Origin of the sequence: Micromonospora sp. DT63, assembly GCF_049841615.1 — a bacterium.
GTDB lineage: Bacteria > Actinomycetota > Actinomycetes > Mycobacteriales > Micromonosporaceae > Micromonospora.
The window spans coordinates 769,891-793,886 of sequence record NZ_JBNCKQ010000002.1; the positions used below are offsets into that span (position 1 = coordinate 769,891).

At 71.4% G+C, this 23,996-nt stretch carries 21 protein-coding genes and 1 pseudogene; 11 read left to right on the top strand and 11 right to left on the bottom strand.

The features are described 5' to 3' along the window. Positions 1-187 precede the first annotated feature (187 nt). Positions 188-4,708 (top strand): LamG-like jellyroll fold domain-containing protein, encoded by a 4,521-nt coding sequence (locus ACLQ27_RS10370; protein ID WP_425866497.1) that lies wholly within the window; start codon positions 188-190, stop codon positions 4,706-4,708. Between the two features lie 142 nt (positions 4,709-4,850). Here the strand turns inward: ACLQ27_RS10370 and ACLQ27_RS10375 are convergent, their stop codons facing one another. The 4 genes from ACLQ27_RS10375 to ACLQ27_RS10390 form a co-directional block, all read right to left on the bottom strand. Continuing rightward, positions 4,851-6,140, bottom strand: a complete 1,290-nt coding sequence (locus tag ACLQ27_RS10375) for a hypothetical protein (RefSeq protein ID WP_425866498.1) — start codon at positions 6,138-6,140, stop codon at positions 4,851-4,853. A 62-nt stretch (positions 6,141-6,202) separates the two neighbouring features. Then, on the bottom strand, positions 6,203-6,778 hold the full coding sequence (locus ACLQ27_RS10380) for a TetR/AcrR family transcriptional regulator (protein WP_425866500.1): 576 nt from the start codon (positions 6,776-6,778) through the stop codon (positions 6,203-6,205). Continuing rightward, the gene (locus ACLQ27_RS10385; RefSeq protein ID WP_425866502.1) at positions 6,771-7,571 is read right to left on the bottom strand and encodes an alpha/beta fold hydrolase; all 801 of its coding nucleotides are present in this window, start codon (positions 7,569-7,571) and stop codon (positions 6,771-6,773) included. Before ACLQ27_RS10385 ends, ACLQ27_RS10380 begins: the two co-directional genes overlap by 8 nt. A 42-nt stretch (positions 7,572-7,613) precedes the next feature. Further along, positions 7,614-8,534, bottom strand: coding sequence for a proline dehydrogenase family protein (locus ACLQ27_RS10390; protein WP_234582357.1), 921 nt, complete (start codon positions 8,532-8,534; stop codon positions 7,614-7,616). Here ACLQ27_RS10390 and ACLQ27_RS10395 point away from each other — a divergent pair. From ACLQ27_RS10395 to ACLQ27_RS10405, 3 genes are read left to right on the top strand one after another with little or no spacing between them, the layout of a single operon-like run. Then, a complete protein-coding gene (locus ACLQ27_RS10395) occupies positions 8,533-8,889 on the top strand; it encodes a hypothetical protein (protein WP_234582356.1) in 357 nt (118 codons plus the stop codon). The two genes, ACLQ27_RS10390 and ACLQ27_RS10395, sit on opposite strands and share 2 nt — an antisense overlap. Before the next feature lies 1 nt (position 8,890). Continuing rightward, positions 8,891-10,057, top strand: a complete 1,167-nt coding sequence (locus ACLQ27_RS10400; RefSeq protein WP_357575039.1) for a glutathionylspermidine synthase family protein — start codon at positions 8,891-8,893, stop codon at positions 10,055-10,057. A 19-nt stretch (positions 10,058-10,076) separates the two neighbouring features. Further along, positions 10,077-10,664, top strand: coding sequence for a CGNR zinc finger domain-containing protein (locus ACLQ27_RS10405; RefSeq protein WP_234582354.1), 588 nt, complete (start codon positions 10,077-10,079; stop codon positions 10,662-10,664). 18 nt (positions 10,665-10,682) lie between these two features. Here ACLQ27_RS10405 and ACLQ27_RS10410 read toward each other — a convergent pair whose 3' ends face one another. Continuing rightward, on the bottom strand, positions 10,683-11,489 hold the full coding sequence (locus ACLQ27_RS10410; protein ID WP_234582353.1) for a sugar phosphate isomerase/epimerase family protein: 807 nt from the start codon (positions 11,487-11,489) through the stop codon (positions 10,683-10,685). Positions 11,490-11,565: 76 nt separating this feature from the next. Continuing rightward, entirely contained in the window at positions 11,566-12,510 is a 945-nt protein-coding gene (locus ACLQ27_RS10415) for a Ppx/GppA phosphatase family protein (RefSeq protein ID WP_234582352.1), read from the bottom strand. An 80-nt stretch (positions 12,511-12,590) separates the two neighbouring features. Between ACLQ27_RS10415 and ACLQ27_RS10420 the strand changes: the two genes are divergently transcribed. The 3 genes from ACLQ27_RS10420 to ACLQ27_RS10430 are packed head-to-tail and all read left to right on the top strand — an operon-like array spanning position 12,591 to position 14,003. Next, the gene (locus ACLQ27_RS10420) at positions 12,591-13,388 is read left to right on the top strand and encodes a hypothetical protein (protein ID WP_357494969.1); all 798 of its coding nucleotides are present in this window, start codon (positions 12,591-12,593) and stop codon (positions 13,386-13,388) included. 34 nt (positions 13,389-13,422) lie between these two features. Beyond that, on the top strand, positions 13,423-13,623 hold the full coding sequence (locus ACLQ27_RS10425) for a hypothetical protein (protein WP_074314830.1): 201 nt from the start codon (positions 13,423-13,425) through the stop codon (positions 13,621-13,623). Continuing rightward, a complete protein-coding gene (locus ACLQ27_RS10430; protein WP_357494703.1) occupies positions 13,623-14,003 on the top strand; it encodes a type II toxin-antitoxin system death-on-curing family toxin in 381 nt (126 codons plus the stop codon). Before ACLQ27_RS10425 ends, ACLQ27_RS10430 begins: the two co-directional genes overlap by 1 nt. A 12-nt stretch (positions 14,004-14,015) precedes the next feature. On the opposite strand, the gene ACLQ27_RS10435 is transcribed toward ACLQ27_RS10430, so the two are convergent. Further along, the gene (locus tag ACLQ27_RS10435; protein ID WP_425866506.1) at positions 14,016-14,594 is read right to left on the bottom strand and encodes a TetR/AcrR family transcriptional regulator; all 579 of its coding nucleotides are present in this window, start codon (positions 14,592-14,594) and stop codon (positions 14,016-14,018) included. Positions 14,595-15,038: 444 nt separating this feature from the next. Between ACLQ27_RS10435 and ACLQ27_RS10440 the strand changes: the two genes are divergently transcribed. Beyond that, positions 15,039-15,692, top strand: coding sequence for an NADPH-dependent F420 reductase (locus tag ACLQ27_RS10440; protein WP_425866508.1), 654 nt, complete (start codon positions 15,039-15,041; stop codon positions 15,690-15,692). Between the two features lie 62 nt (positions 15,693-15,754). Here ACLQ27_RS10440 and ACLQ27_RS10445 read toward each other — a convergent pair whose 3' ends face one another. Both ACLQ27_RS10445 and ACLQ27_RS10450 read right to left on the bottom strand, forming a co-directional pair. After that, positions 15,755-16,438, bottom strand: coding sequence for a response regulator transcription factor (locus ACLQ27_RS10445; protein WP_139587906.1), 684 nt, complete (start codon positions 16,436-16,438; stop codon positions 15,755-15,757). Positions 16,439-16,461: 23 nt separating this feature from the next. After that, positions 16,462-17,721: a sensor histidine kinase gene (locus ACLQ27_RS10450; RefSeq protein ID WP_425866826.1), complete on the bottom strand. Its 1,260-nt coding sequence runs from the start codon at positions 17,719-17,721 to the stop codon at positions 16,462-16,464. A 224-nt stretch (positions 17,722-17,945) separates the two neighbouring features. Here ACLQ27_RS10450 and phoU point away from each other — a divergent pair, with 224 nt between their 5' ends. Continuing rightward, positions 17,946-18,599, top strand: a complete 654-nt coding sequence (phoU, locus tag ACLQ27_RS10455; protein WP_234582346.1) for a phosphate signaling complex protein PhoU — start codon at positions 17,946-17,948, stop codon at positions 18,597-18,599. A 50-nt stretch (positions 18,600-18,649) separates the two neighbouring features. Here phoU and ACLQ27_RS10460 read toward each other — a convergent pair whose 3' ends face one another. Continuing rightward, on the bottom strand, positions 18,650-19,417 hold the full coding sequence (locus ACLQ27_RS10460; RefSeq protein ID WP_007465667.1) for a phosphoglyceromutase: 768 nt from the start codon (positions 19,415-19,417) through the stop codon (positions 18,650-18,652). A gap of 153 nt (positions 19,418-19,570) precedes the next feature. On the opposite strand from ACLQ27_RS10460, the gene ACLQ27_RS10465 reads away from it, so the two are divergent. Together ACLQ27_RS10465 and ACLQ27_RS10470 are read left to right on the top strand one after the other, a co-directional pair. Next, on the top strand, positions 19,571-20,854 hold the full coding sequence (locus ACLQ27_RS10465) for an MDR family MFS transporter (protein ID WP_357494712.1): 1,284 nt from the start codon (positions 19,571-19,573) through the stop codon (positions 20,852-20,854). A 149-nt stretch (positions 20,855-21,003) separates the two neighbouring features. Beyond that, positions 21,004-22,293, top strand: coding sequence for an MFS transporter (locus ACLQ27_RS10470; RefSeq protein WP_425866511.1), 1,290 nt, complete (start codon positions 21,004-21,006; stop codon positions 22,291-22,293). A gap of 370 nt (positions 22,294-22,663) precedes the next feature. On the opposite strand, the pseudogene ACLQ27_RS10475 reads toward ACLQ27_RS10470, so the two are convergent. Beyond that, a pseudogene (locus ACLQ27_RS10475) lies at positions 22,664-23,089 on the bottom strand (hypothetical protein); the annotation flags it as partial. Positions 23,090-23,996: the final 907 nt, after the last annotated feature.

Here is a 23,996-nt window from a genome sequence, read left to right on the forward strand (position 1 = left end):
CCGAAGGTAACGAGACGATAACGATGACCTCTGATGGCGGTCGGCAAATCCATCGCAGTGAGTTCGAAAAGGACAACCCCATGTGACAACCGGCGTTCCACGAAGGCCGGAAGTGCTGCTTCACTGTTGCCGCCCAACGGACGTGTTCCGCGACCGCCGGCCAGACTCACGGGGGAGTAAGCGCATCATGCTCAAAATCGGTCCTCCACCGAGGACACCTACCGCCAGACGCAGGCTCACGACAGGCGTCGCGGCCAGCATGGTCCTGGCCACCACGGCCGCCATCCTGCCCGCCGCACCGGCAGCCGCCGCGCCAGGCAAACCCGCACCTGCGCCTGCCAGCGGATCACTCAGCGTCGATCGGGCGCTGGTCGAGGCGAGGCGGACCGGCAAGCCGGTCGAGGCCACCGGCGCCGGCACGTCGACCGCCACCTTCACCGCCCGCCCGGACGGGACGATGGAGCTGACCCAGTCCGCCGTACCCACCCGGACCAGGGTGAACGGCGCCTGGAAGGACCTCGATCCGACGCTGGTCCGCAACGCTGACGGCAGCATCAGCGCCGCCGTCACCACCAATCCGATCCGTGTCTCCGCTGGCGGCACTGGCCCGCTCGCGGAGATGACCAGCGGCGACCGCGCACTGTCGGTGACCGCCCCGCTGACCCTGCCGGCGCCGACCCTGTCCGGGCCCACCGCCACCTACGCCGAGGTGCTGCCCGGGGTCGACCTGACCGTCCGGGTCAGCGGTGAGGGCTCCTTCTCGCACGTCTTCGTGGTCAAGAACCGACAGGCGGCCGCAGACCCTCGGCTCGCCGCACTCGACCTCGCCACCGTGACGAAGGGCGTCACCCTGGCGGCCGACCCAGTCGGCAACATCACCGGCCGGGACCGGGGTGGCCGCACGGTGCTCACCGCTTCCGCCCCGGCCATGTGGGACTCCGCCCCGGGCGCGAACGCCAAGACGGGTACGAACGAGCGGGCTGCCGCGTCGACCCCCGGCGGACCGGGCCGTGGTGCGCGGACGGCCCCGATCGGTGTGCGGATCGCCGCCGGGAACCTGCGACTCACCCCCGACCGGGCGTTGCTGACCGACCCGACCGCGGTCTATCCGCTCTACATCGACCCCACGTTCAACTGGACGCCCGTCGGCCCCAAGATGAGCGGCTGGGCCTCGATCTCCTATCAGCACCAGTCGACCAACTACTGGAAGAACACCCCGGACCCCATCGGCCGGATGCAGGTCGGCAACTCGGGCAGCCAGCGGTCGAACACCCTGATCAACTTCCCGGTGCCCTACAGCACCCTGGCCGGTGCCGAGATCGCGGACGCCGTCTTCAAGATTACGAACACCCGCTCGTGGAGCTGCACCGACAAGACGGTCAACATCTACGGTCCCAGCACCACACTGACCTCTGGCAACGCCACCTGGAACTACTGGGAGGGGGTGAGCAAGGGCAGCGCCATCGCGAGCAAGAGCTTCGCGTACGGCTACAGCGGCTGCGACGCCGCCGGCGTCTCCTTCGACATCACCAACCAGATCAGGGCCGACGTCAGCGCCAAGAAGTCGACGCGCACCCTGTGGATGGTCGCCGCCAACGAGGCCAGCGACGCCCAGAGCTGGAAGGAATTCCTCGAGACCAGCCCTACCCTGACTATCCGGTACAACCACGCGCCCGCCGCGCCGACCGGCCTCAGCACCTCCCCGACCACCGCGTGCACCGCCGCCAACCCCACGGTGGTCGGTGACACGGCGGTGTCGCTGTACGCGCCGGTCTCGGATGCCGACAAGGGCACCCTCGGGGTCACCTTCAAGGTGTGGAAGGACGGCGATCCCGCTCAGACGGCCATCGCCAGCACCAACCCGAGCCTGCTCACGTACTCCTCCGGCACCACGGCGGTGTTCATCGTGCCCCGAGCCACACTGGCGGCCGTCGCGGGTACGAGCAAGTTCGCGACCTTCGCCTGGAAAGTGCAGACGACCGACTTCCGCACCGCCAGCAACTGGTCGACCACCTGCCGGTTCGCCTTCGACGCCACCCGGGCCGGGCCGCCCAACATCCCCGAACTGACCCAACCGGCGACCATCGGGCAGCCGATCACCATCCCGGTCAAGGCGCCGTCCAGCGGCACCGCCCCCACCAGCTACGTCTACCAGCTCAATGCGGCACCCCCGCAGGCCGTCACCCCCGACGCGAGTGGCAACGCCAACATCCAGGTCACGCCCACCCGCTTCACCAACACGATCTCCGTGACCAGCGTGACCGCGGCAGGCAAGAACTTCGGCGAGACCGCGACGCTGCCGTTCAACGCCGACCCGCCGACCACCATCGCACCGGACGGCGACCTGACCGGTGACGGCTGGGCCGACCTGCTCACCGTCGGCTCGGTCAACAACCTCACGGCCGGCCTGTGGCTGGCGGAGAACAGCGGTTCAGCCGGGCTCAACCCGAGCATCAGCAACATGGGCGCGCGAGGTAACGGCGTCACCGGCAACAACTCACCCACCGACTTCAACGGAGGCCAGGTCATCACCGGTCGATTCACCGGCGGCGGCCTCCAGGACGTGCTGGTCTACTACCCCACGGGGACCAACGCCGGCGGCGGGGGCATCTTCGCCGGCAACGGCGACGGTTCCGTCCTGATGCCGGAGCGCGGCGGCGTTCAGACCAGCCTGATGAGCGAGTACCTCCTCGACGAGTACGGCCGGTCGCCGATCCAGCTGGCCAACGCCGGTGAGGCTCGGGGCACCGGGTCGGGCTTCCCGGACCTGATCGGTACCAGTGGGGACGCCACCAACGGCTACCAGCTCACCTACTACCCCAGCTTCCCGGGGACCAGCCTGTTCTTCGGAGCGACCTCGACCGGTGCGGCGACCCCGACCGGCGGCGCGGACTGGAACAACTGGACCATCGCCACCGCCCAGACCGGTACCGGCACGGCGATGTTCCTCCGGAACCGGACCACCGGCGCACTCTACCTGTGGTCCGACCTGGCCTACAACGAGGACACCGGCCAGCTCACCTACACCGCGCGTACCCTCGCGGCCGGCGGCTGGAACACCGGTGTCGCGCTCAGCCTGCGCGCCGGGGACATCAACCGTGACGGCACCCCCGACCTGTGGACCGTCGGTGCCGGTGCGGCCACCACGGCCTGGCTGGTCACCAACCTCCAGGCCGGCAGCGCCACCATCACCGCCCAGCCCAAGCAGACGCTGATCACCTCCGATCACACCTGGCAGTTCGACGACAAGTTCGACGAAGCGGGAGACGGGGTGCTCAGCACGGCCACCGACATCTCCGGCGGCAAGTCGCTCGGGGTCGAGGTGACCGAACCTTCGCCGACCAAGCCCGGCGTGAGCGCGAAGTGGCGTCAGGGTGAGCTGTTCCCGCAGGTCGTCGTGCTGAACACCGACTCCACCGCGACCCAGGTCGATTACACCAACAAGACGGCACTGACCAGTCCCGAGCGGCTGATCGACACGAGCAAGTCGTTCACCCTCTCGGTCTGGGCCAAGCCGACGGCGGCCGGTGGCGTCATCGCCAGCGAGGACGGAGCGAACGCGTCGCGCTTCCTGCTCTGGAACAACGCGAGCGACAACACCTGGCGGTTCGGCCTGGGCAACGCGGACAGCGGTTGGTCGTACACCCAGGTGGTGACGCCGGCCGGGACGGCGTTGGGTGTGTGGACGCACCTGGTGGCCAGCTACAACGCCGACACGAGGATCATCTCGCTTTATGTCAACGGAGTCCTGAAGGGCAACGCCCAGTACACCGCGACGCCCACGTGGCCGAGCACCGGCAAGTTCGTGGTCGGCCGCTACAAGTACCAGGGCGTGGCGACCGCGCACTACGCCGGGATGCTCAGCAACCTCCAGGTGTGGAAGCGGGCCCTCACCCCCACCCAGGTCGGGGCGAGCAACAGCGCCAAGAACGGCTCCCTCACGCCGGTCGGGGCGACCACGTGGACCCCACCCGGCACCGGTCAGTTGGAAACCGAGATCTACGCCAGCGATGTGGACGGCAACCTGTGGAAGTACCGGAAGCTGACCCCGCCGAACGATGGCTCCCCGCCGCGCTCCGAGCAGCTGTCCAAGCCGCGCCTGGTCTCGAACGGGTGGAACCAGTTCACCGCCTTCGGCATCGCCGACTGGGACCATGACGGGTACCAGGACATCGTGGCCAGGGACAACGTCAGTTGCGAGCTCAAGGTCTTCCTGGGCACGGCGGACGACCTGAGTCCCACCCCCACCTTCCTGGGGATCCAGTGGTGCAACTACCGCCCGTTCGGCGTGGGCGACTACAACCGGGACGGCTACCAGGACATCTTCACCGCTGGATCGACGAACGACCTGTGGGTCTACCCGGGTGACCTCAAGGGCGGCGGTGGCACGCGAGCGGACATCGGCAACGGCTGGAGCACCGACTTCACCGGGTTCGGCGTCGCCAACGTCGTCGGGGACGCCACGCCGGACATCTACGCTCGGCAGGCGAGCACGGGCCTGCTGAAGCTCTACGACTTGGGACCGGACACGATCACCCAGGTCGGTATCGGCTGGGCCGGCTACACCTCCTTCGGTCTGACCGACTTCAACCGGGACGGCAAGGCGGACGTGATCGCCCGGGAGAACTCGACCGGGATCCTGTGGATGTATCCGGGAATCGCGGGTGGCATGCTCGGCGCCCGTAGCCAGATCTCCTCCGCCTGGTGAGCTGAGCACGGCGGCGGGCGGCTCCTCCGGGGCCCGCCCGCCGCCGTCCGGGCGCCCAGCCGCCCGCCAGTCCCCGGGAACAGGTCAGCCGGGCACGCCGCGCCACGTGCTGGTGACCGGGTCCCTGGCCACCGGCAGCCTTTCAGGCGCTGGTGGCGCGGACGTACGCGACGCACTCGTCGTGCAGTGTCGACCACTGCTCGCCGAACGCCTGCTCGGCGGCGACGTCGGCGGTCTTGCGCTCGTGCACCACAGCCTTGAAGAAGGCGAGCAGCCGCTCCGGTCCGAACCTGTCGACGAGGTGGCGGACCGCGAGGTAGCCGACGCCGTAGCTGCCACCGACCCGCTCGGCGGGCGCGTCGTCGGCGGGCGTGACGCCCTCCAGCCGGCCGTCCCAACCGCCCCGGACCAGCTTGCGCACCTCGGCGAGCCCCTCGTACCTGTCGACCGGCTGGCCGCCCGAGCCGGCGAACTCGGCCAGCCCCTCGACGAGCCACCAGGTCGTCTTGCCCGGGTAGCCGCGCTCCGGCAGCGAGGCGGCGTGGGTCAGCTCGTGCCGGAGCAGGTCGTCGGTGCCGCTGCTGGTCAATCCGTCGGCATTGAGCACCACCTCGTGGTGGCCGCCGCCCACGGTCACCGCGTAGCCGCCGGTCCACTGTGGGCGTCCGCCGCCGTACCAGCGCTGCCACTCCGTCCGACCGGCGTAGAAGACCCGGTAGCGGTCCGGCCGCGAGCCGGTCACCGCGTAGGTGTCGGCGACAGCGGCGGCGGCCTCCGCCTGGGTCAGCAGGCCGGCCAGTTTGCCGCGCAGCGCCGGCGTGGTGGCGACGATGGTCCGGGCGCCGACCGCCACGGCCAGCTCGCTGATCTCCCATGGTCGGGTGCCGGTCTCGGCGGACTTCGACTCCTCCAGCGCGATCAGTCGGGGCTGGTCGCCGTTCTCCCGCCAGCGGGTGCCGATCAGCACGGGGCTCGGTCGGCAGCCGGGCGCGACGAAGCAGTATTGGAAGCGCACCAGGAGCCGCCACTCGCCCGGCTTACCGACGACAGGTACGGGCAGGCCGCTCGGCTCGGCCCGCCACACCGTCACCTTCAGGGCGCGCAGCGCGGCGAAGCGACGGCGCAGGTCGGAATGCGCGGCGGGGTCGGCGACGGCGAGGAAGCCGGCCCGGTCGCCGCCGAGCAGCGCCGTGGACTGCCGCTGGAGTTGCGCTGTCATCCGGTCGGACAGAGCACGGGCGACGGCGGTGGCCGGGTCGTCGGTCGCGGCGGCGCCGGCCCGGCTGATCGTGGCCCGGCCGCCGGCCTCGCGGACCGCACCGACGATCAACGCCGCCGGAAGGCCGCAGCCCAGCAGCAGGACCATCACGACGAGCACGGTCCACAGCGGCCAGAGCCGCCGCGGTGCCGGCTGCTGCACCCCGTCAGTCACCCGCCGAAGGGTACGACCAAAGGGCGGATCGGGCGAGGCCGACCCGGGCCGATCGGACCGGGTCAGGCTCCCCGAGCCGGCCAGGAGCGGAATGCGGTGTCCAGGCCGGCGACCAACTGGTGGTACGACCTGTCGACCTCGCGCGGCAGGCCGAAGCCACCGGCGGCCTCCAGGGCGACGAAACCGTGCAGGGCGCTGCGCAGCGCCCGGGTCGCGTCCACCGCGTCGTCGCCGGTGAGTCCGTAGCCGCGCAGCACCGCGAAGATGGCGCCTACCGCGCGTTCGCCCGCCTCGACGTGTTCCGGGTCGGACGGGTCGGGCACCCGCTGGGTGGCGGGGTAGCGCCCGGGGTGCCGGTGGGCGTACGCGCGGTAGGCGTCCGCCATCGCCCGCAGCGCGTCCCCACCCGAGCGGCCGGCGGCCGCCGTGGTCAGCTCGGTGGCCAGCTCGGCGCTGGCCAGCGCGGCGAGCTTCTGGCTCAGCGCGTCCGCCCCTTTGATGTGCTTGTAGAGGCTGGGCAGCGCGACTCCGAGCCGGCTGGCGAGCGCGGCGAGGGTGAGCTGGTGGTAGCCGACCTCGTCGGCCAGCCGGGCGGCCTCGCGCACCACTGTCTGCTGGTTGAGCCCGGCCCTAGGCACCGGCACACACCGCCAGGAAGCCCACCAGCTCGTCGGCGGTGGCCCGCGGCCGGTCGGCGTGCGGGTAGTGCCCGGCCTCCTCGATCATCCGGGCCTCGGCGACGCGGAACAGCCGGCGGGCCGCCCTCGCCTCGGCCCCCGGGTCGGGGAAGTCCGGGTCCTTCGCGCCCATCAGCACCAGCACCGGTTGGCGTACCTGCGGCGCGCGGGCGGTCCAGTGCGGCTCGACCGGCGCGATCACACCGCGGGTCGCGGCCATCCGGCCGGGCTCGCGCAGGTTGGCCACCATCGACCGACGGTACGCCGCGTCGTCGGCCGGCCGGTGCACGGGGAAGAGCGTGTTGTGGAACATCCCGAACAGTCGTGGACTGCGCAGCACGGCTCCCATCGCCAGCCGCAGCAGCGGGTTGAGTTTGGGCTGACCGACGAACGCGCCGATCTGCACGATGCCGGAGACCAGCTCGGGCGCGTCGGTCGCGGCGAAGACCACCAACGCGGCGGCGGACGAGCTGCCGACCAGCACGGCCGGCCCGGCGTCGAGGTCACGGACGACGGCCAGCAGGTCGGCGCCGACCTCCGCCGGGGCGTACGTGGGCCAGCCGACGCTGGACTCCCCGTGCCCGCGTACGTCGACCGAGGCGACCCGGTGACCGGCGGCCACGAGCAGCGGCACGAGGTGTCGGAAGCTCGCCCTGTTCTCGCCCATGCCGTGGGCGAGGACGACGGGCGGGCCGTCGCCGTGCACCTCGTACGCGATGTGTCCGCCGTCGCGCCGCACCTGGCTAACTGTCATAGCTTGAAGCTAAGGCAATTAGCCAAGCGCGTCAAGCGGCTCCTACTTCTTGGAGATCAGGGCCCGGCCGAAGAAGACCAGGTTCGCCGGACGCTCGGCGAGCCGACGCATCAGGTAGCCGTACCACTCGTCGCCGTACGGCACGTAGGTGCGCACCGTGTAGCCCTCGCCGGCCAGCCGGGCCTGCTCCTCGGGCCGGATGCCGTAGAGCATCTGGAACTCGAAGCGATCCGGCCCCCGGTCGAACCAGCGTGCCCGGTCCTCGCCGATCGCGATCATCCGCGGGTCGTGGGTCGCCAGCATCGGGTAGCCGTCGCCGGACATCAGGATGTTGAGGCAGCGGACGTAGGACTTGTCCACCTCGCGGGCCGACTGGTACGCCACCGACTCCGGCTCCCGGTACGCGCCCTTGCACAGACGCACCCGCGACCCGGCGGAGGACAACTCCCGGCAGTCCGACTCGGTCCGCCGCAGGTACGCCTGGAGCACCGCGCCTGTCGACGGGAAGTCCTTGCGCAGCTTGGCCAGCACCTCCAACGTCGAGTCGGTGGTGGTGTGGTCCTCCATGTCCAGGGTGACGGTGGTGCCCGCCGCGTCGGCGGCCGCGCAGATCGCCCGCACGTTGTCGTACGCCAACTGCTCGTCGAACATCTGGCCGAGCGCGGAGAGCTTCACGCTCACCTCGGCGGCCGGCGTCAGCCCGGCCCCGGAGAGCATCTTCAGCAGCTTCAGATACTCGTCCCGGGTGGCCGTGGCCTGCTCGGGGGTGACGGTGTCCTCGCCCAGATGGTCGAGGGTGACGGCCAGACCGTCGTCGACGAGCCCGCGGGTCGCGCGCAACGCGTCGTCGGTGGCGGCGCCGGCGACGAACCGGCGAACGACGTCCCGGGTGTACGGGGCGGTCGCGACGAGCCGCTCGACCTGGGATGACCGGGAGGCGGCGAGGATGACGGAACGGAGCATGAGCCGAGCGTATCGCCCCTGCCAGGACCCCCGCCGAGGGGCGGCCGGGGCTGCGGTACTGGCGTCGATCGACTACAACGATGCCGTGGACCAACGCCCCCGCCGCCGACTCCGGTCGGCCTCCGTGCAGCTCGGCGCGCTCACCGCTCTCGCGCTCGCCCTCTCCGGCTGCAACATGACCTCGGACGACGACGATGACGACTGTGCCCTCGGGCCGGTCGGCGGCGGCGACACGGTCGCGCTGGCGATGCGGGTCACCGCGCCCGCCGCGGGGCGGACCGCCGGAGAGCCGACGACGGCCGCCCTGCCCGAGCGCGGCGGATTCGGCACCCACCTCGCCTCCTGCGGCGGCTGACGTGCGCCGCGAATCCGTGCCACCCCGGCCCGACTGGGACGCCACCATCCGCGCGCAGGGGCTGGTCTACGTCGACACCGAGCTGCCCGACGGCGGGATCATGTCGTACTGGGACGAGACCGCCGCGTACGCCTTCGACCTCGACGAGGTGCTGCGGCTGGAGGAGGCCACGGAGGAGCTGCACCGGATGTCGGTGGCCGCCGCCGAGCACGTGGTGGCGCAGCGCCGGTACGCCGAGTTCGGCATTCCCGCCTGGGCGGCCGACGCGGTGGCCCGGTCGCTGCGCGAGGCGCCACCCACCCTCTACGGGCGCTTCGACCTGGCGTACGACGGCACCTGGCCGCCGAAGATGCTGGAGTACAACGCCGACACACCTACGGCGCTTGTCGAGGCGAGCATCATCCAGTGGTACTGGCTGGAGCAGACTCGCCCCGAGCTGGACCAGTGGAACAGCCTGCACGAGCGACTGGTCGGTGCCTGGGCCAAGATCGGCGCTGGGCTGCACGACCCAGTGGTGCACGTGCTCTGGTCGAACGAGGAGGAGTCGGGCGAGGACCACATGACGGCCGGCTACCTCGCCGAGACCGCCCGGCAGGCCGGCCTGAGCGTCGAGCTGCAACCCATCCAGGAGATCGGCTGGGACGGCCGGCGCTTCGTCGACGCCGCCGACCGCCCGGTGACCACCTGCTTCAAGCTCTACCCCTGGGAGTGGATGCTGGCCGAGCCGTACGGGCCGCCCGCCCTGGCCCCGGGCACCCCGACCACCTGGATCGAGCCGGCGTGGAAGCTGCTGCTGTCCAACAAGGCGCTGCTCGCGATCCTCTGGGAGTTGTACCCCGACCACGAGTACCTGCTCCCGGCGTACCTCGACTCGCCGCGGGGCATGCCCGAGTACGTGGCCAAGCCGCTGCTCGGCCGGGAGGGCGGCTCGGTACGCATCGTGACCGCCGCCGAGGAGATCACCAATCCGGGGATCTACGGCGACGAGGGCTGGTGCTACCAGGAGTTCCGGGCGCTGCCGCAGTTCGCCGGCAATCGGGTGGTGCTGGGCAGCTGGATCGTCGACGGCGAGTCGGCCGGGGTGGGCGTCCGGGAGAGCGCGAGTCTGATCACCGACGGTTACGCGCGGTTCCTGCCGCACTACATCGACGCGGCGCGCACCCCGTGAGTCGTCTACCGTTGGGGGCGTGAACTTCGACGCGTACGCCCGGACCGGCGTTGACCTGGTCAACGCCCGCCTGGACGACCTCGACGACCTGCGGGCCCTCTTCCCCGACGACAACGCCTGGATGCGCGACGAGGTCGCCGATCGTGACGTCGCGATCTTCCGGCGGGCGCAGAAGCGGCTCCGCGACGTCTTCGAGTACGGCACCTCGGGGCGCGACGCCCAGGCGGTGACCGAGCTGAACGCGCTGCTCGAGGCGTTCCCGGTCCAGCCGCGCATCTCCGGGCACGACTCCAGCGACTGGCACATGCACGTGACCAGCCGGGGCGCATCGGTCAGCGCCGAATACCTGGCCGGCGCGGTCTGGGGGCTGTCGGTCTGGCTCTGCGAGTACGGCAGCGCCCGCTTCGGGGTGTGCGCCGACGAGCGGTGCGGCAACGTCTACCTGGACACGTCGTCCAACTGCTGCCGGCGGTTCTGCTCGGAGCGCTGCGCCACCCGCTCGCACGTGGCGGCACACCGGGCCCGCAAGCGGGCCGCCATCGGTGAGCAGCTGCCGGTCGCCCCGCAGCCGACCTCGACCACCGAGTCGCTGACCCCGGTCAGCTGACGCCGGGCCCGGGCGGGGTCAGACGTCGACAGGTGACTGGGCGGGCAGGTGCTGGCGGGCGAACTCCAGCGCGGCGCGCAGGTCCGCCTCGCGCACCGCGCGGCTCTTCGCGCCCCGGGTCGCCACCTCGACGGCCACCGAGCCGGTGAAGCCCCGCGCCGCCAGCGAGGAGAGCAGCTCCCCGCAGGGCTGGGTGCCGCGTCCGGGCACCAGATGCTCGTCGCGGCCCTCGCCGGTGCCGTCGCCGAGGTGCACGTGGGCCAGACCCGCGCCCATCCGGTCGGCCATCTCCAGCGGGTCGCTGTGCGAGGCCGCGCAGTGCGACAGATCCAGCGTGTACGACGGGTAGCCGGTGTCGGTGGGATCCCACCCGGGGACGTACGGGACGAACTGCCGACCCGCCATCCGCACCGGGTACATGTTCTCCACCGCGAAGCGCAGGCCGTTGAACCGGTCCGCGACAGTGGCCAGCCCCTCGGCGAAGTTGCGCGCGTAGTCCCGCTGCCAGGAGAACGGCGGGTGCACCACCACCGTCGGCGCTCCCAGCGTCTCGGCCAGCTCGGCGGCCCGGCGCAGTCGCTGCCACGGGTCGGGGCTCCACACCCGCTGGGTGACCAGCAGGCAGGGCGCGTGCACCGACAGCACCGGCACGTCGTAGTGCGCCGAAAGGCCGCGCAGCGCGCCCGCGTCCTGGCTGACGACGTCGGTCCAGACCATCACCTCGACGCCGTCGTAGCCGAGCGCCGCGGCCAGTTGGAACGCCGCCGCGGTCGGCTCGGGGAAGACCGACGAGCTGGACAGGAGCACCGGAACGCGGGAAGTCACATCAGCCAGCGTAGCCCGGCTGTCGCGGGGCCATCAGGACGAGCACTGGCAAACCACTCGTAACCCGGCACCCTGGTCAGATCGGCTCCAGTTGATCGAGTCGACGGAGGATGACCCCCTCCCGCAGGGCCCACGGGCAGATGTCCAGCGTGTCCAGGTCGAGCCGGCGCATCACCGCCTCGGCGACCACCGCGCCCGCCAGCAACTGGTGGGCCCGACCGGCGCTGACCCCCTCCAGCTCCATCAACTGGGTCGGTGGAATGTGCCGGATGAAGCCGATGACCTGCCGCAGACCGCCACGGGTCAGGCTGCGCCGCGTCCAGAGCCCGGCCCCGGACGGCGCCGCGCCGGCCAGTCGGGCCAGGGTGCGGAACGTCTTCGAGGTGGCCACCGCCCGACCCCAGCCCACCTCGGTCAGCTGGTCGACGACCTTGTCCAGCCGCCCGTCCACGTACTCCCGCAGCTTGTCGACGGTCTCGGCGGACGGCGGCGTCGCGCTGTCCGGGTCGACCCGCAGCCGCTCCCGGGTCAGCCGGCCGGCGCCGAGCGGCAGCGAGATCGCGACGTCCGGGTCCTCGTCGATGCCGGCGGCGATCTCCAGGGAGCCGCCACCGATGTCGAGCACCAGCAGACGCCCCGCCGACCAGCCGAACCAGCGCCGCACCGCCAGGAACGTCATCCGCGCCTCGTCCGCGCCGGAGAGCACCTCCAGGCGTACGCCTGTCTCGTCGCGGACCCGGGCGAGCACGTCGGCCGCGTTGGTGGCGTCGCGGACGGCGGACGTGGCGAACGCGATCAGGTCGTCCGCCTCCAACCCGGTGGCCGCCGCCTTGGCCATGCCGACCGCCTTGACCAGGCTGTCCGAGCCGGCCTCGGTCAACGCGCCGTCCGGGCCGATCTGCTCGGCGAGACGCAGGACGACCTTCTCCGAGTGCGCCGGCCAGGGGTGCGCGCCGTGGTGCGCGTCGACCACCAGCAGGTGCACCGTGTTGGATCCGACGTCGAGGACACCCAGTCGCATGGTGAAGACCCTAGGTGCAACACGTTCGTGCGGCTCGTCGGCCCACGGACGGCACCGCGCGTACGCTGGTCCGAGTGACGATGGAGCTCCGCGTGCTGGTGGACGACCCGGGCGACCCGCGCAGCCGCGAGGTGCCGCTGGACTTTCCCCGGGAGTGGATCGAGTTCGCCGACCCGGCCGACGAGACCCACCTGATCCGGGCCGACCTGACCTGGCTGCTCTCCCGCTGGACCTGCATCTTCGGTCGCGGTTGCCACGGCATCATCGCCGGTCGGTCCGCCGACGGCTGCTGCTCGCACGGGGCGTTCTTCACCGACTCGGACGACGAAAAGCGTGTCCGCAACGCCGTCAAACAGCTCACCCCGTCGACCTGGCAGCACTACCGGCGCGGTTTCAAGAACTGGACCGACGAGGACACGATCGACGGCAAGAACCCGGCCCGCCGCACCGCCACCCAGGGCGCCGACGGGCCGTGCGTCTTCCTCAACGACGCCGACTTCGCCGGCGGTGGAGGGTGCGCGCTGCACGCCCAGGCGCTGCGCGACGGGGTGCACCCGCTGGAATACAAGCCGGACGTCTGCTGGCAGCTGCCGATCCGGCGGGACCAGGACTGGGTCAAGCGACCCGACAACTCCAAGGTGCTGGTCTCCACGCTGTCCGAGTTCGACAGGCGCGGCTGGGGCGCCGGCGGGCACGATCTGGACTGGTGGTGCACCTCCTCGACGGACGCCCACGTGGGCGCCGAGCCGATGTACCTGTCGTACGGGCCGGAGCTGACCGCGCTGATCGGCGCGGCCGCGTACGAGCGGCTGGCCGAGCTGTGCGCGGCCCGGGTGCAGCAGGGCCTGGTCGCCCCGCACCCCGCCGACAATCTCTAGCCGATCTTGGTAGCACACTTGCTACCATCTGAGCATGGCGATGACCCTCCGGCTGGACGACGAACGCGAACGTCGACTCCGTCTTGTCGCGGACGAGGAAGCCCGATCCATGCACGCCGTCGTGGTAACCGCCATCGACGACTACCTCGCACGGCGGAACGCCAAGGAGTTCGGCGACCTGGCCGACGAGATCATTGAACGTCACGCCACACTGCTCGCCCGCCTGGCGGAGTGATGACGGTCCGCTATCCCACCCTCGCCGACGTGGCCGCCATCGCCCGCAAGCTCGGTGTCGGGATCAGGGACGCCGGCCTGGTGGAGTCGGCGGTGGCTCGACCGAAGACCAGTGTGTTCGGCGAGGACGCCTACCCCGACCCGTGGACCAAGGCGGCGGCGCTGCTGCACTCGCTGGCCAACAACCATCCGTTCGTGGACGGCAACAAGCGGATCAGTTGGATCGTGACGATCGCCTTCCTGCTCCAGAACCGCGCCGTCACCATCGCCCAGCTCGACGAGACCGACCAGGACATCGCGTACGACCTGGTCATCAGCGTGGCGGAGAGCCGCCTGACCGAGGTGGCCGACATCGCGACGGCGCTGCGCAAGCTGTTCTGAGCTGAGCGCCCGTCAGCGCAGTGCCGCGTCGACGAGGGTGCGGGCGCTGCGGCGGGCCGCGTCGGCGATCGCCGGGTCGCCGTCCAGCACACCACTGGCGAGCCCGCCGTCGAGCAGCAGGGTGAGCTGCCGGGCGAGCAGCTCCGGCTCGGCCGCGCCGGCCTGCCGGGCCAGCTCCGTCACCCAGGCCCGGACCACCGTCTTGTGCTCGATCGTCCGGGCGTGCACCGGGCCGCCGGCCGGCGACTCGGCGGCCGTGTTGATGAACGCGCAACCGTGGTAGCCGTCCCGCCGGCAGGCGCTGGCGAGCGCGTCGAACATCCCGACCAACTGGTCGCGCGGCTCGTCGCCGGCATCCCGGGCGGCGGCGCGCAGCGCACCGAACCACGCCTGGTCGACGCGGTCGAGGTACGCCAGCACCAGGTCGTCCTTGCGCGGGAAGTGCTTGTAGAGCGTCGCCTTCGCCACGCCCGACTCGGCGATGACCGTGTCCACCCCCACACCGCGCGGACCATGGGCGTAGAAGAGCCGGAACGCGGTCTCCAGGATCCGGTCCCGGGCCGAGCCGGCCGGCGTGCGGTGGGCAGGCATCGGCACTCCCTCGACGTGCTGGTGACGGCCGATTCTACAGACAGCTCCGTCTGCTGCCGCACGTCGTCCCGCGGCAGGGCCCGGTGGTGTCGTCGACTCCTGTCGAGCTGCCCCATGTGCGGGGCGGCGCCAATGGGAGGAGCCGTCGGAGTGAGCCACCGGTGCCGCGCCGCGTTCGCCCCCGCGCCCGGCCTCGCGTCCGGCCCTCGCCCAGCCCGCGTCCGGCCCCCGCCCAGCCCACGTTCGGCCCGCGCCCGGCCGCGCCCGGCCCCCCGCCCAGCCCACGTTCGGCCGCGCCCGGCCGCCCCATTTCTGGGGCAGCTCTACAGGCAATGAGAGACACCTGCCCTGTCGCCTCCCGAGGGGCAGCAGTAGACAGACCTGTCTGTTAGCCTACCGGCAGTCGGCGCGAGGCCACCGCGCCCGAGTGGAGGATCGATCGACATGCGCATCGCAGTTCTCGGCACCGGCTCGGTCGGCAGGACCATCAGCGCCCGCGCGGCGGAGTTGGGCCACCAGGTCACCATCGGCACCCGCGACGTCGCGACCACCCTGGCCGGCGACTACGCCGCCTGGACCGCCGAGCACCCCGAGGTGGGCCTGGCGACCCACGCGGATGCGGCCGCGGACGCCGAACTGGTGGTCAACGCCACCAGTGGCAGCGGCTCCCTGCCGGCGCTCACCGCGGCCGGCGCGGCGAACCTGGCTGGCAAGGTCCTGCTCGACATCGCCAACCCGCTCGACTTCAGTGCGGGCTTCCCACCCACCCTGACGGTGCAGGACACCAACTCCCTCGCCGAGCAGATCCAGCGGGAGTTCCCGCAGGCCAGGGTGGTCAAGTCGCTCAACACGCTGACCGCCGAGCTGATGGTGCGCCCGCGCCAGCTCGCCGACGGCGCGCACACGGTCTTCGTCTCCGGCGACGACGCGGAGGCCAAGCGGATCGTCACCGGGCTGCTCGTCAACTTCGGCCACACCGACGTGATCGACCTCGGCGACCTCTCCACCGCCCGGGGCACCGAGATGCTCATGCCGCTCTGGTTGCGGCTCTACGGCCGGCTCGACACCGCCAACTTCAACATCAAGATCGTCCGCTGAACGGACCCGGACCTGCCGAAAGGGGGCCCACGCCGAGCGTGGGCCCCCTTCGGATCGGCCGATCACGGCTCGAACTTGTACCCCAGGCCCCGCACCGTGACGATGAAGCGCGGCGCCGACGGCTCCGGCTCGATCTTGGAGCGCAGCCGCTTGACGTGCACGTCAAGCGTCTTGGTGTCGCCCACGTAGTCGGCGCCCCAGACCCGGTCGATGAGCTGACCGCGGGTCAGCACCCGGCCCGCGTTGCGCAGCAGCAGCTCCAGCAACTCGAACTCCTTGAGCGGCAGCTGCACGGCCCCGCCCTCGACGGTCACCACGTGCCGCTCGATGTCCATCCGGACCGGGCCGGCGGCCAGCGTCGGGGCGCCCGCGTCGGCCACCTCCGGGCTCTGCCGGCGCAGCACCGCGCGGATCCGCGCGACCAGCTCCCGGGGAGAGTACGGCTTGGTGACGTAGTCGTCGGCGCCGATCTCCAGGCCGACCACCTTGTCGATCTCGCTGTCCCGCGCGGTGACCATGATGATCGGCACGGCCGAGCGCTGCCGGAGCTGCCGGCACACCTCGGTCCCGGACATCTCGGGCAACATCAGGTCGAGCAGCACGATGTCGGCGCCGGTTCGGTCGAACTCGGTGAGGGCATCGGTACCGGTCGCGGCGACCGAAACCTCGAAGCCCTCCTTACGGAGCATGTACGACAGGGCGTCGGAGAACGACTCCTCGTCCTCGACCACCAGAACGCGGCTCAACGGGGATTTCCTTTCCATTGCTGTCAGACCTGCCGTAGCTCGGCCGGACCGGCCTCGATCCCAACCGGCGGCAGTGTCGCCAGCAGGTCGTCAGGTGGACTGGCGGGCAACCGTAGGGTGAACGTCGATCCACCCCCAAGAGTGCTCGACACCTCCACCCGACCGCCATGGTTGCTCGCGATGTGTTTCACGATGGCCAGGCCGAGCCCGGTGCCACCTGTCGAACGCGAGCGGGCCTGGTCGGCCCGGTAGAACCGCTCGAAGATCCGGTCCACGTCCGTCGGGGCGATGCCGATGCCCTGGTCAGCGACCGCGACCTCGACATGTTCGCCGTCACCGCGGAGGGTGACCCGCACCGTGGTGTCCTCGCCCGAGTAGTTGATGGCGTTCTCCACCAGGTTCGCCACCGCCGTGGCGAGCTGACTGTCGCTGCCGTACGCGGTGAGACCGCGCTCGCCGTCGACAGTCACCTCGACCCCCCGGGCGGCAGCCGTCGTGCGGGTGCGGTCGACCACCTCGGCGATCACCCAGTCGAGCGCGACGGGCTCCGGTGGCGGCTGCGGTTCGGCGCCCTGGAGCCGGGTCAGCTCCAGCAACTCCTGCACCAGCCGGCCCAGCCGGGTCGACTCGTGCTGGATCCGTTCGGCGAACCGGCGGGCGGCGACCAGATCCTCGGAGAGGTCGGGCACCGCGGCGTCGGCCGGCTCGGTGGCGTCCAGCAGCGCCTCGGCGAGCAGTTGGAGCGCGCCGATCGGGGTCTTGAGCTCGTGGCTCACGTTCGCCACGAAGTCACGTCGGACCCGGGTCAGCCGGTGCGACTCGGTCACGTCGACCGCCTCCACGGCGATGAAGCCGTTCCCGAGGCCCATGGCCCGCAGGTGCACGCCCAGCGGGTTCTCCCCCGCGCTGTCGCGACCCCGCGGCAGGTCCAGCTCGATCTCGCGCCGCACGCCGGTGCGCCGCACCTGGCCGGCGAGCGTACGGATCAACGGGTGCGCGGCGATCGAGCCCGGGGTGCTGCCGGTACGCAGCAGACCCATCGCACGGGCGGCCGGGTTGATCAGCACGGGGACGTCGTCGTCGTCCAGTACCACGACACCGGCCCGGAGCGAATCGATCGTCCGGCGGCCGAGCCCGGCCTGCTGCTCGTCGGCTATCGCGGGCCTCCCCCTGCTCCAGCGGGAGCTCGCGCTGCCCGTCGACGTGGAGCGACCGCGCGCCGGCAGGAACCGGGGCAGCAGGAGGCCGACGACCAGTCCGGTCGCCAACGCCACGGCCACCACGACCGCCACCGCCCACTCCACCCGGCGATCGTAGGGTCATTGTTAACCTGGCTACCACACAGAACGGGACGAACCACCCGCACTTCGGAAAGTGTTCACCCCCACGTCTGGCGTCGTTCACCGTCGTTCATCCGGGATCCGTTCAGCCGCCCTACCGTTGGCGTCGCACCTGCTCAACCCCTGCGCCGGCACCCGCCGGCGGCGACCGACCACAGGACGTGATGATGCGCGACGAGTTCCGGGCCGACCTCCAGATCGTCAGCCAACTGCTGGTGGACATGGCGGAGGGCGTCCGCGCTGCCATGCGCCAGGCCACCCGGGCCCTGCTCACCGCCGACCGGCAGGCCGCCGAGACGGTCATCGAGCGGGACGCCGAGATCGACGACCTCTACCGGCACGTCGAGGAGCGGGTGTGTGACCTGCTCGCCCGGCAGGCGCCGGTCGCCTCCGACCTGCGTGCCATGATCACCGCGCTGCACGTGGCGGCCGACCTGGAGCGGATGGGCGACCTGGCCGACCACGTGGCGAAGACGGCGCTGCGGCGGCACCCCTCGCCCGCCGTACCTGCCGAGCTGCGGTCGATCTTCACCGAGATGGCCGACATCGCCGACCGGATGGCGGTGAAGATCGGTTCGGTGCTGGCCAAGCCCGACGTCGACCTGGCCGGCGAGTTGGACCGGGACGACGACGCCATGGACGAGCTGCACAAGAGCCTGTTCTCGGTGCTGCTCGGCGACGACTGGCCGTACGGGGTGGAGACCGCCATCGACGCCACCCTGCTGGGCCGCTTCTACGAGCGTTTCGCCGACCACGCGGTGAACGCCGGCGAGCACGTGATCTACCTGATCACGGGGGAGAACAGCCCGGCCGCCAGCTGACGTACACGAAAAGGGGCCCCCGCACCGCGCGGGGGCCCCTTTTCCTGTGCTCAGCGGCCCTGGTTGGCGACCGCGGCGGCGGCTTCCTTCGCTGCCGTCGGGTCGAGGTAGGTGCCGCCCAGGGTGAGCGGGCGCAGCTGCGGGTCGAGGTCGTAGCGCAGCGGGATGCCGGTCGGGATGTTCAGCTTGGCGATCGCCTCGTCGGAGATCTGGTCGAGGTGCTTGACCAGGGCGCGCAGCGAGTTGCCGTGCGCCGCCACCAGCACCGTCCGGCCGGCCAGGATGTCCGGCACGATCGAGTCGTACCAGTAGGGCAGCATCCGCTCGACGACGTCCTTGAGGCACTCGGTACGCGGCATCAGCTCGGTCGGCAGCAGCGCGTAGCGCGGGTCGCCCACCTGCGACCACTCGTCGTCGTCCGCGATCGGCGGCGGCGGCGTGTCGTACGAGCGGCGCCAGAGCATGAACTGCTCCTCGCCGTACTCGTCAAGGGTCTGCTTCTTGTTCTTGCCCTGTAGGGCGCCGTAGTGCCGCTCGTTGAGCCGCCACGACCGGCGCACCGCGATCCAGTGCCGGTCGGCGGCGTTCAGCGCCAACTCGGCGGTGCGGATCGCCCGGCGCATCACGCTGGTGTGCACGACGTCCGGCAGCAGGCTGTGCTCGCGCAGCAGCTCGCCGCCGCGCCGCGCCTCGCCCTCGCCCTTCTCGGTCAGGTCGACGTCCACCCAGCCGGTGAAGAGGTTCTTGGCGTTCCAGTCACTTTCGCCGTGCCGCAGCAGGACCAGCGTCCCGACGGTGGGCCCCTCGCTCGCAGTCATGCCGATCATCCTGCCTCAACCCCGTACCGGACACGCGGGCACCCGTCGTGACGACCACCACGTGAAAAAGCGGATGACCTGCGAATCCGGCCGCCACTAGGGTTGTAAGGCGCTGTAGTCACATCGGTCATTACTTGCAAGCGGGGGCACCACGTGCGGACGATGCGGAGCTGGTTCCGGGACACCACCGGCGGCCTGCCGGCCACCTTCTGGTACCTGTGGTCGGGCACCCTGATCAACCGGCTCGGCTCGTTCGTCCTCGTCTTCCTCGCCATCTACCTGACCCAGGAACGCGGCTTCTCCCCCTCCCAGGCCGGCCTGGTGCTCGGCCTGTGGGGTGTCGGCGGCGCGGTCGGCACCACCGCCGGCGGCACCCTGGCCGACCGGTGGGGTCGCCGACCGACGCTGCTCACCGCGCATGTCGGCGCGGCGGCCATGATGCTCGCCCTCGGGCTGGCCCGTGACCTCTGGGCGGTGGCGCTGGGTGCGCTGCTGCTGGGCATGTTCGCCGAGGCGGCCCGGCCGGCGTTCGGCGCCATGATGATCGACGTGGTGCCGGCCAAGGACCGCCTGCGCGCCTTCTCGCTCAACTACTGGGCCATCAACCTGGGCTTCGCCTGCGCCGCCATCCTCGCCGGTCTCGCCGCTCAGGCCGACTACCTGCTGCTGTTCGTGGTCGACGCGGGCACGATGCTGATCACCGCGCTGATCATCTTCGTCCGGGTGCCGGAGACGCGCCACGGCGGATTCACCGTCGCGGCGACCACGGCCCCGCGCGGCGCGCTGCGCACCATCCTCAGCGACCGGGTCTACCTCGGCTTCGTGGCTCTGAACCTGTTCGCCGCGATGGTCTTCCTCCAGCACATCTCGATGCTGCCGATCGCCATGGGCGACTCCGGCCTGAGCCCGGCCACCTACGGCTCGGTGATCGCGCTCAACGGCCTGCTCATCGTCGTCGGCCAACTCTTCGTGCCCCGACTGATCCGGGGTCGGAACCGCTCGCAGGTGCTCGCCCTCGCCGCCGTGGTGATGGGTGTGGGGTTCGGGCTGACCGCGTTCGCCGGCAGCGCCTGGTTCTACGGGCTGACGGTGCTGATCTGGACGGTCGGCGAGATGCTGAACTCGCCCTCCAACTCCACGCTGATCGCCGAGCTCTCCCCGGCCGAGCTGCGCGGTCGCTACCAGGGCGTGTTCGGGCTCTCCTGGCAGATCGCCGGGGCGAGCGCGCCGATCCTCGGCGGCCTGGTGCGCGAGCACGTCGGCAACGCCGCGCTCTGGTTCGGCTGCGCCGTGATCGGCGTGCTGACGGCGGTGGCCCACCTCGCGTCCGGTCCCGCCCGGGAGCGGCGTGCCGTCGCGCTACGCCACGCCGCCGAAGCGTCCACGCCGGTCGGCACTCGCGCCGCAACGGCGCAGCCCGCCGAGGCGACAGCCTGAGCCCCGGCGTGACCGCTGAGGTGACAGCCTGAGCCCGGTGTGACCGCTGAGACGAACGGCTCATGATCAGGAAACCGACTGGCGCAACCCGGCCCGACTTCCTACCGTCCAGGAGAAACGGTTAAGAAACTGAACTGTCGGGAGGCCGGATGCACGCCCTGCGGCGCTGGTGGCACGACACCGCGGGCGGCCTACCCGCCACCTTCTGGTACCTCTGGGCGGGATTGCTGATCAACCGCGCCGGCGCGTTCGCCATGCTCTTCCTGTCGCTCTACCTCACCGACGCCCGGGGAGCCAGCGAATCGGTGGCCGGCACCGTGGTCGGGGCGTACGGGGCCGGCGGGGCGGCCGGCGCGCTGCTCGGCGGGGTACTGGCCGACCGGTGGGGTCGCCGGGCCACCCTGCTCGCCGCCCACCTGGCCACCGCCGCCCTGATGGTGGCACTGGCCTTCAGCCGGCCCCTGCTGCTGATCGCGGCGCTGTCTGCGCTGGTCGGCGTGGTGCACTCGATGCCCAGCCCCGCCTTCGTGGCGGCGATCGTCGACGTGGTGCCCGCGCAACGCCGCTCACGCGCGTTCAACCTCCAGTTCTGGGCGTTCAACCTGGGCATGGCCGTCGCGTCGCTGCTCGCCGGGGTGCTTGCCGAGGCGAGCTTCACCGCGCTGTTCCTGGTCGACGCCGCCGCCACGCTGACCGCTGCCGCCGTCATCGCCTGGAAGGTGCCGGAGACCCTGCGCCGGGCCGGCCCGGCCACGCCCCTCCCACCCGCTGACCAGCAGGGGGTCGGCCGCTCCCGTCGACAGGGGCTGCACACCGCGCTCACCGACCGGAACTTCCTGATCTTCGTCGGGCTCACCTTCGTGCTGGCCGTCCTCACCCTGCAGACGTCGACGATCATGCCGCTGGCGATGCGCGCCGACGGTCTGGGACCGTCCGCGTACGGGGTGGTGGTGGCACTCGGGGGCGCGCTGATCGTGCTGGGGCAACTGTTCGTGCCCCGACTGATCGACAGGCACCGCAAGGACGTCGTACTGGCCGTCTCCACGGCCCTGCTGGCGGTCGGCTTCGGCGTGCTCACCGTCGCCGACGGCCTTGGCGTCTACCTCGGCGCGGCGGTGGTCTGGACGGTCGGTTCGATGCTCGCCGCGCCGCCCAACGCGCAGATCAACGCGGACCTGGCACCACCGCAGCTGCGCGCGCGGTACCAGTCGGTCTTCTACCTGACGTTCCCGGCCGCGGCGTTCGTCGCACCCACACTGGGCGGGGTGAGCTTGCAGCACCTCGGCGACCGGCACTGGCTGATCGTGGGCGGGCTGGGCCTGCTGGCCGCGCTGGGGCACCTGCTGGCCGGGCCGCCCCGCGACCGGCACGTCGACACGTTGCGCCGGGCCGCCGACCGGGAGCCGGCGCCGCGCGGGGACCGCGTCCAGACCGGCTGACCGTCCGACGGCAAAGCGCCCACCATGACCCGAAGGTCACGGTGGGCGCTCGCCGGTGGGGCCGGCGGCGGCGGGCAACACTCACCCCCGTAAGCATCGCCCGCTCGCGCCGCCGGTCCAAACAGGTGGGCACCGTCCCCCAACGGTTGATCCACCCGTCCCCTCGCACCTCGCCTGGTGCGCGGATCTGATCGATCCGCCGCTCCCCCGAACGTTTCCAAGCGTGGCGCGGTGCAATAAAGCTAGTTCGGCCGGATTCTGGATTCAACCCAGATGGGCTGTCTCGCCGGTCACAACTGACGAGTATCCCCAGCTCGCGCCTCGGTCTCTGGCAACAGCCGGGTACCCGTCGGGCATTCCCGCAAACACCTCAGCCGTCCTCACGATCGGGTGACTCCGTCCGGAAGAAGTTGCTCTGCCGGCCGTCACGCATCTGCTCCTGATAGATCAGGTTGAGCCGGCGCAGATCGAACGTGTAGAACCAGTCATCCCAGGTGATCTCGCGAATCCGGCTACTTTCCCGGTATCCGGGGATGTTGAAGGTCAACACTCCGGCCCGACCGTCCCGCTCGGTGCCCGCGATGGTCGCCGGCTTCGCGCCGCGCTCCATCGCCCAACGTCGGATCACCTCGTGATTCGCGGTGATCAGGCTCCGCCCCGGCCGCTCCGGCCGGTCGGCCGTCGACGAGATCACCTGCGAGCTGCGGACCGACCGTCCGCTGCCCCGTCCGGTCCGGATCCCACCGGCCGTCGTGCCACCGGTCGACGGTCGGCTGGCCGTGGCCCGCTTCGCCGGCGCCGCCCGCTTCGCCGTGGCCCGCTTGGCCGGTGCCGCCCGCTTCGCCGGCGCGGCCTTCGCAGTGGCCCGCTTGGCGGCCGGTCGCGACGGCGCCTTCTTCGCGGGCGCCTTTCGCGCTGGCGCGGTACGCGCGGTCGTCGACGTCCTGCGTGCGGCGGTCGACCTGGCCGCTGTCGTCTTCTTCGCCGCGGCCGTCTTACGGGCCGCCGTCGACGTCCGTGCGCTGGTCGTCCGCTTCGCCGCGGTCGACCTGCTCGCGGCGCTGGTCCGCTTCGCAGCCGTCGTCTTCTTCGCGGCGCTCGTCCTCTTCGCCGCTGTCGTCTTCTTCGCCGCGGCCCGCTTCGCGGGAGCGCTCTTGTTCGCGGGCGCCGCCTTCGCGCGACTCGGTGCGGCCCGCGACGCCGACTTCTTCGTCGCGGCGGCCCGACCGGCCGACGCCCTGGTGCCGGCGGCCCGACCTGCCGGTCCGGTGCTGCGTCGTCCCGCCCCACCGGCGTCGGAACGCATCGAGCGCACCAACTGTTTCACCAGGTCAGGCTTGCGCAACGCGGAGATCCCAGAGACCCCGCGTTTGCGCAACTGCCCGCGGATGTCGTCCACCCGCATCCGGGAGATCTCCGACTCGGAGACCCCGGGAGTAGCCGGGCTCTGGTTGCCGGCCTGCCGTTTGGTCCTGGTCGCAGTCCCGCCGCGACCTGAGCTGTTCCGCTGAGCCATGAAACGCTCCGCTCCTCGACACTCCGTCATCGGCGCGCGGGGGTCCCTCTGCCGCACCGCGCGGTGCGGCATACCCGTCAGGAGCAGTCCGAACCTCCAGCGACGAACCGGCTCGAACCGAAGCGGTCAGACCACAGCGCAGGCCGACGCGCCGCGCATCGGCGGCGCCGCCGCGTCATGATCGCGT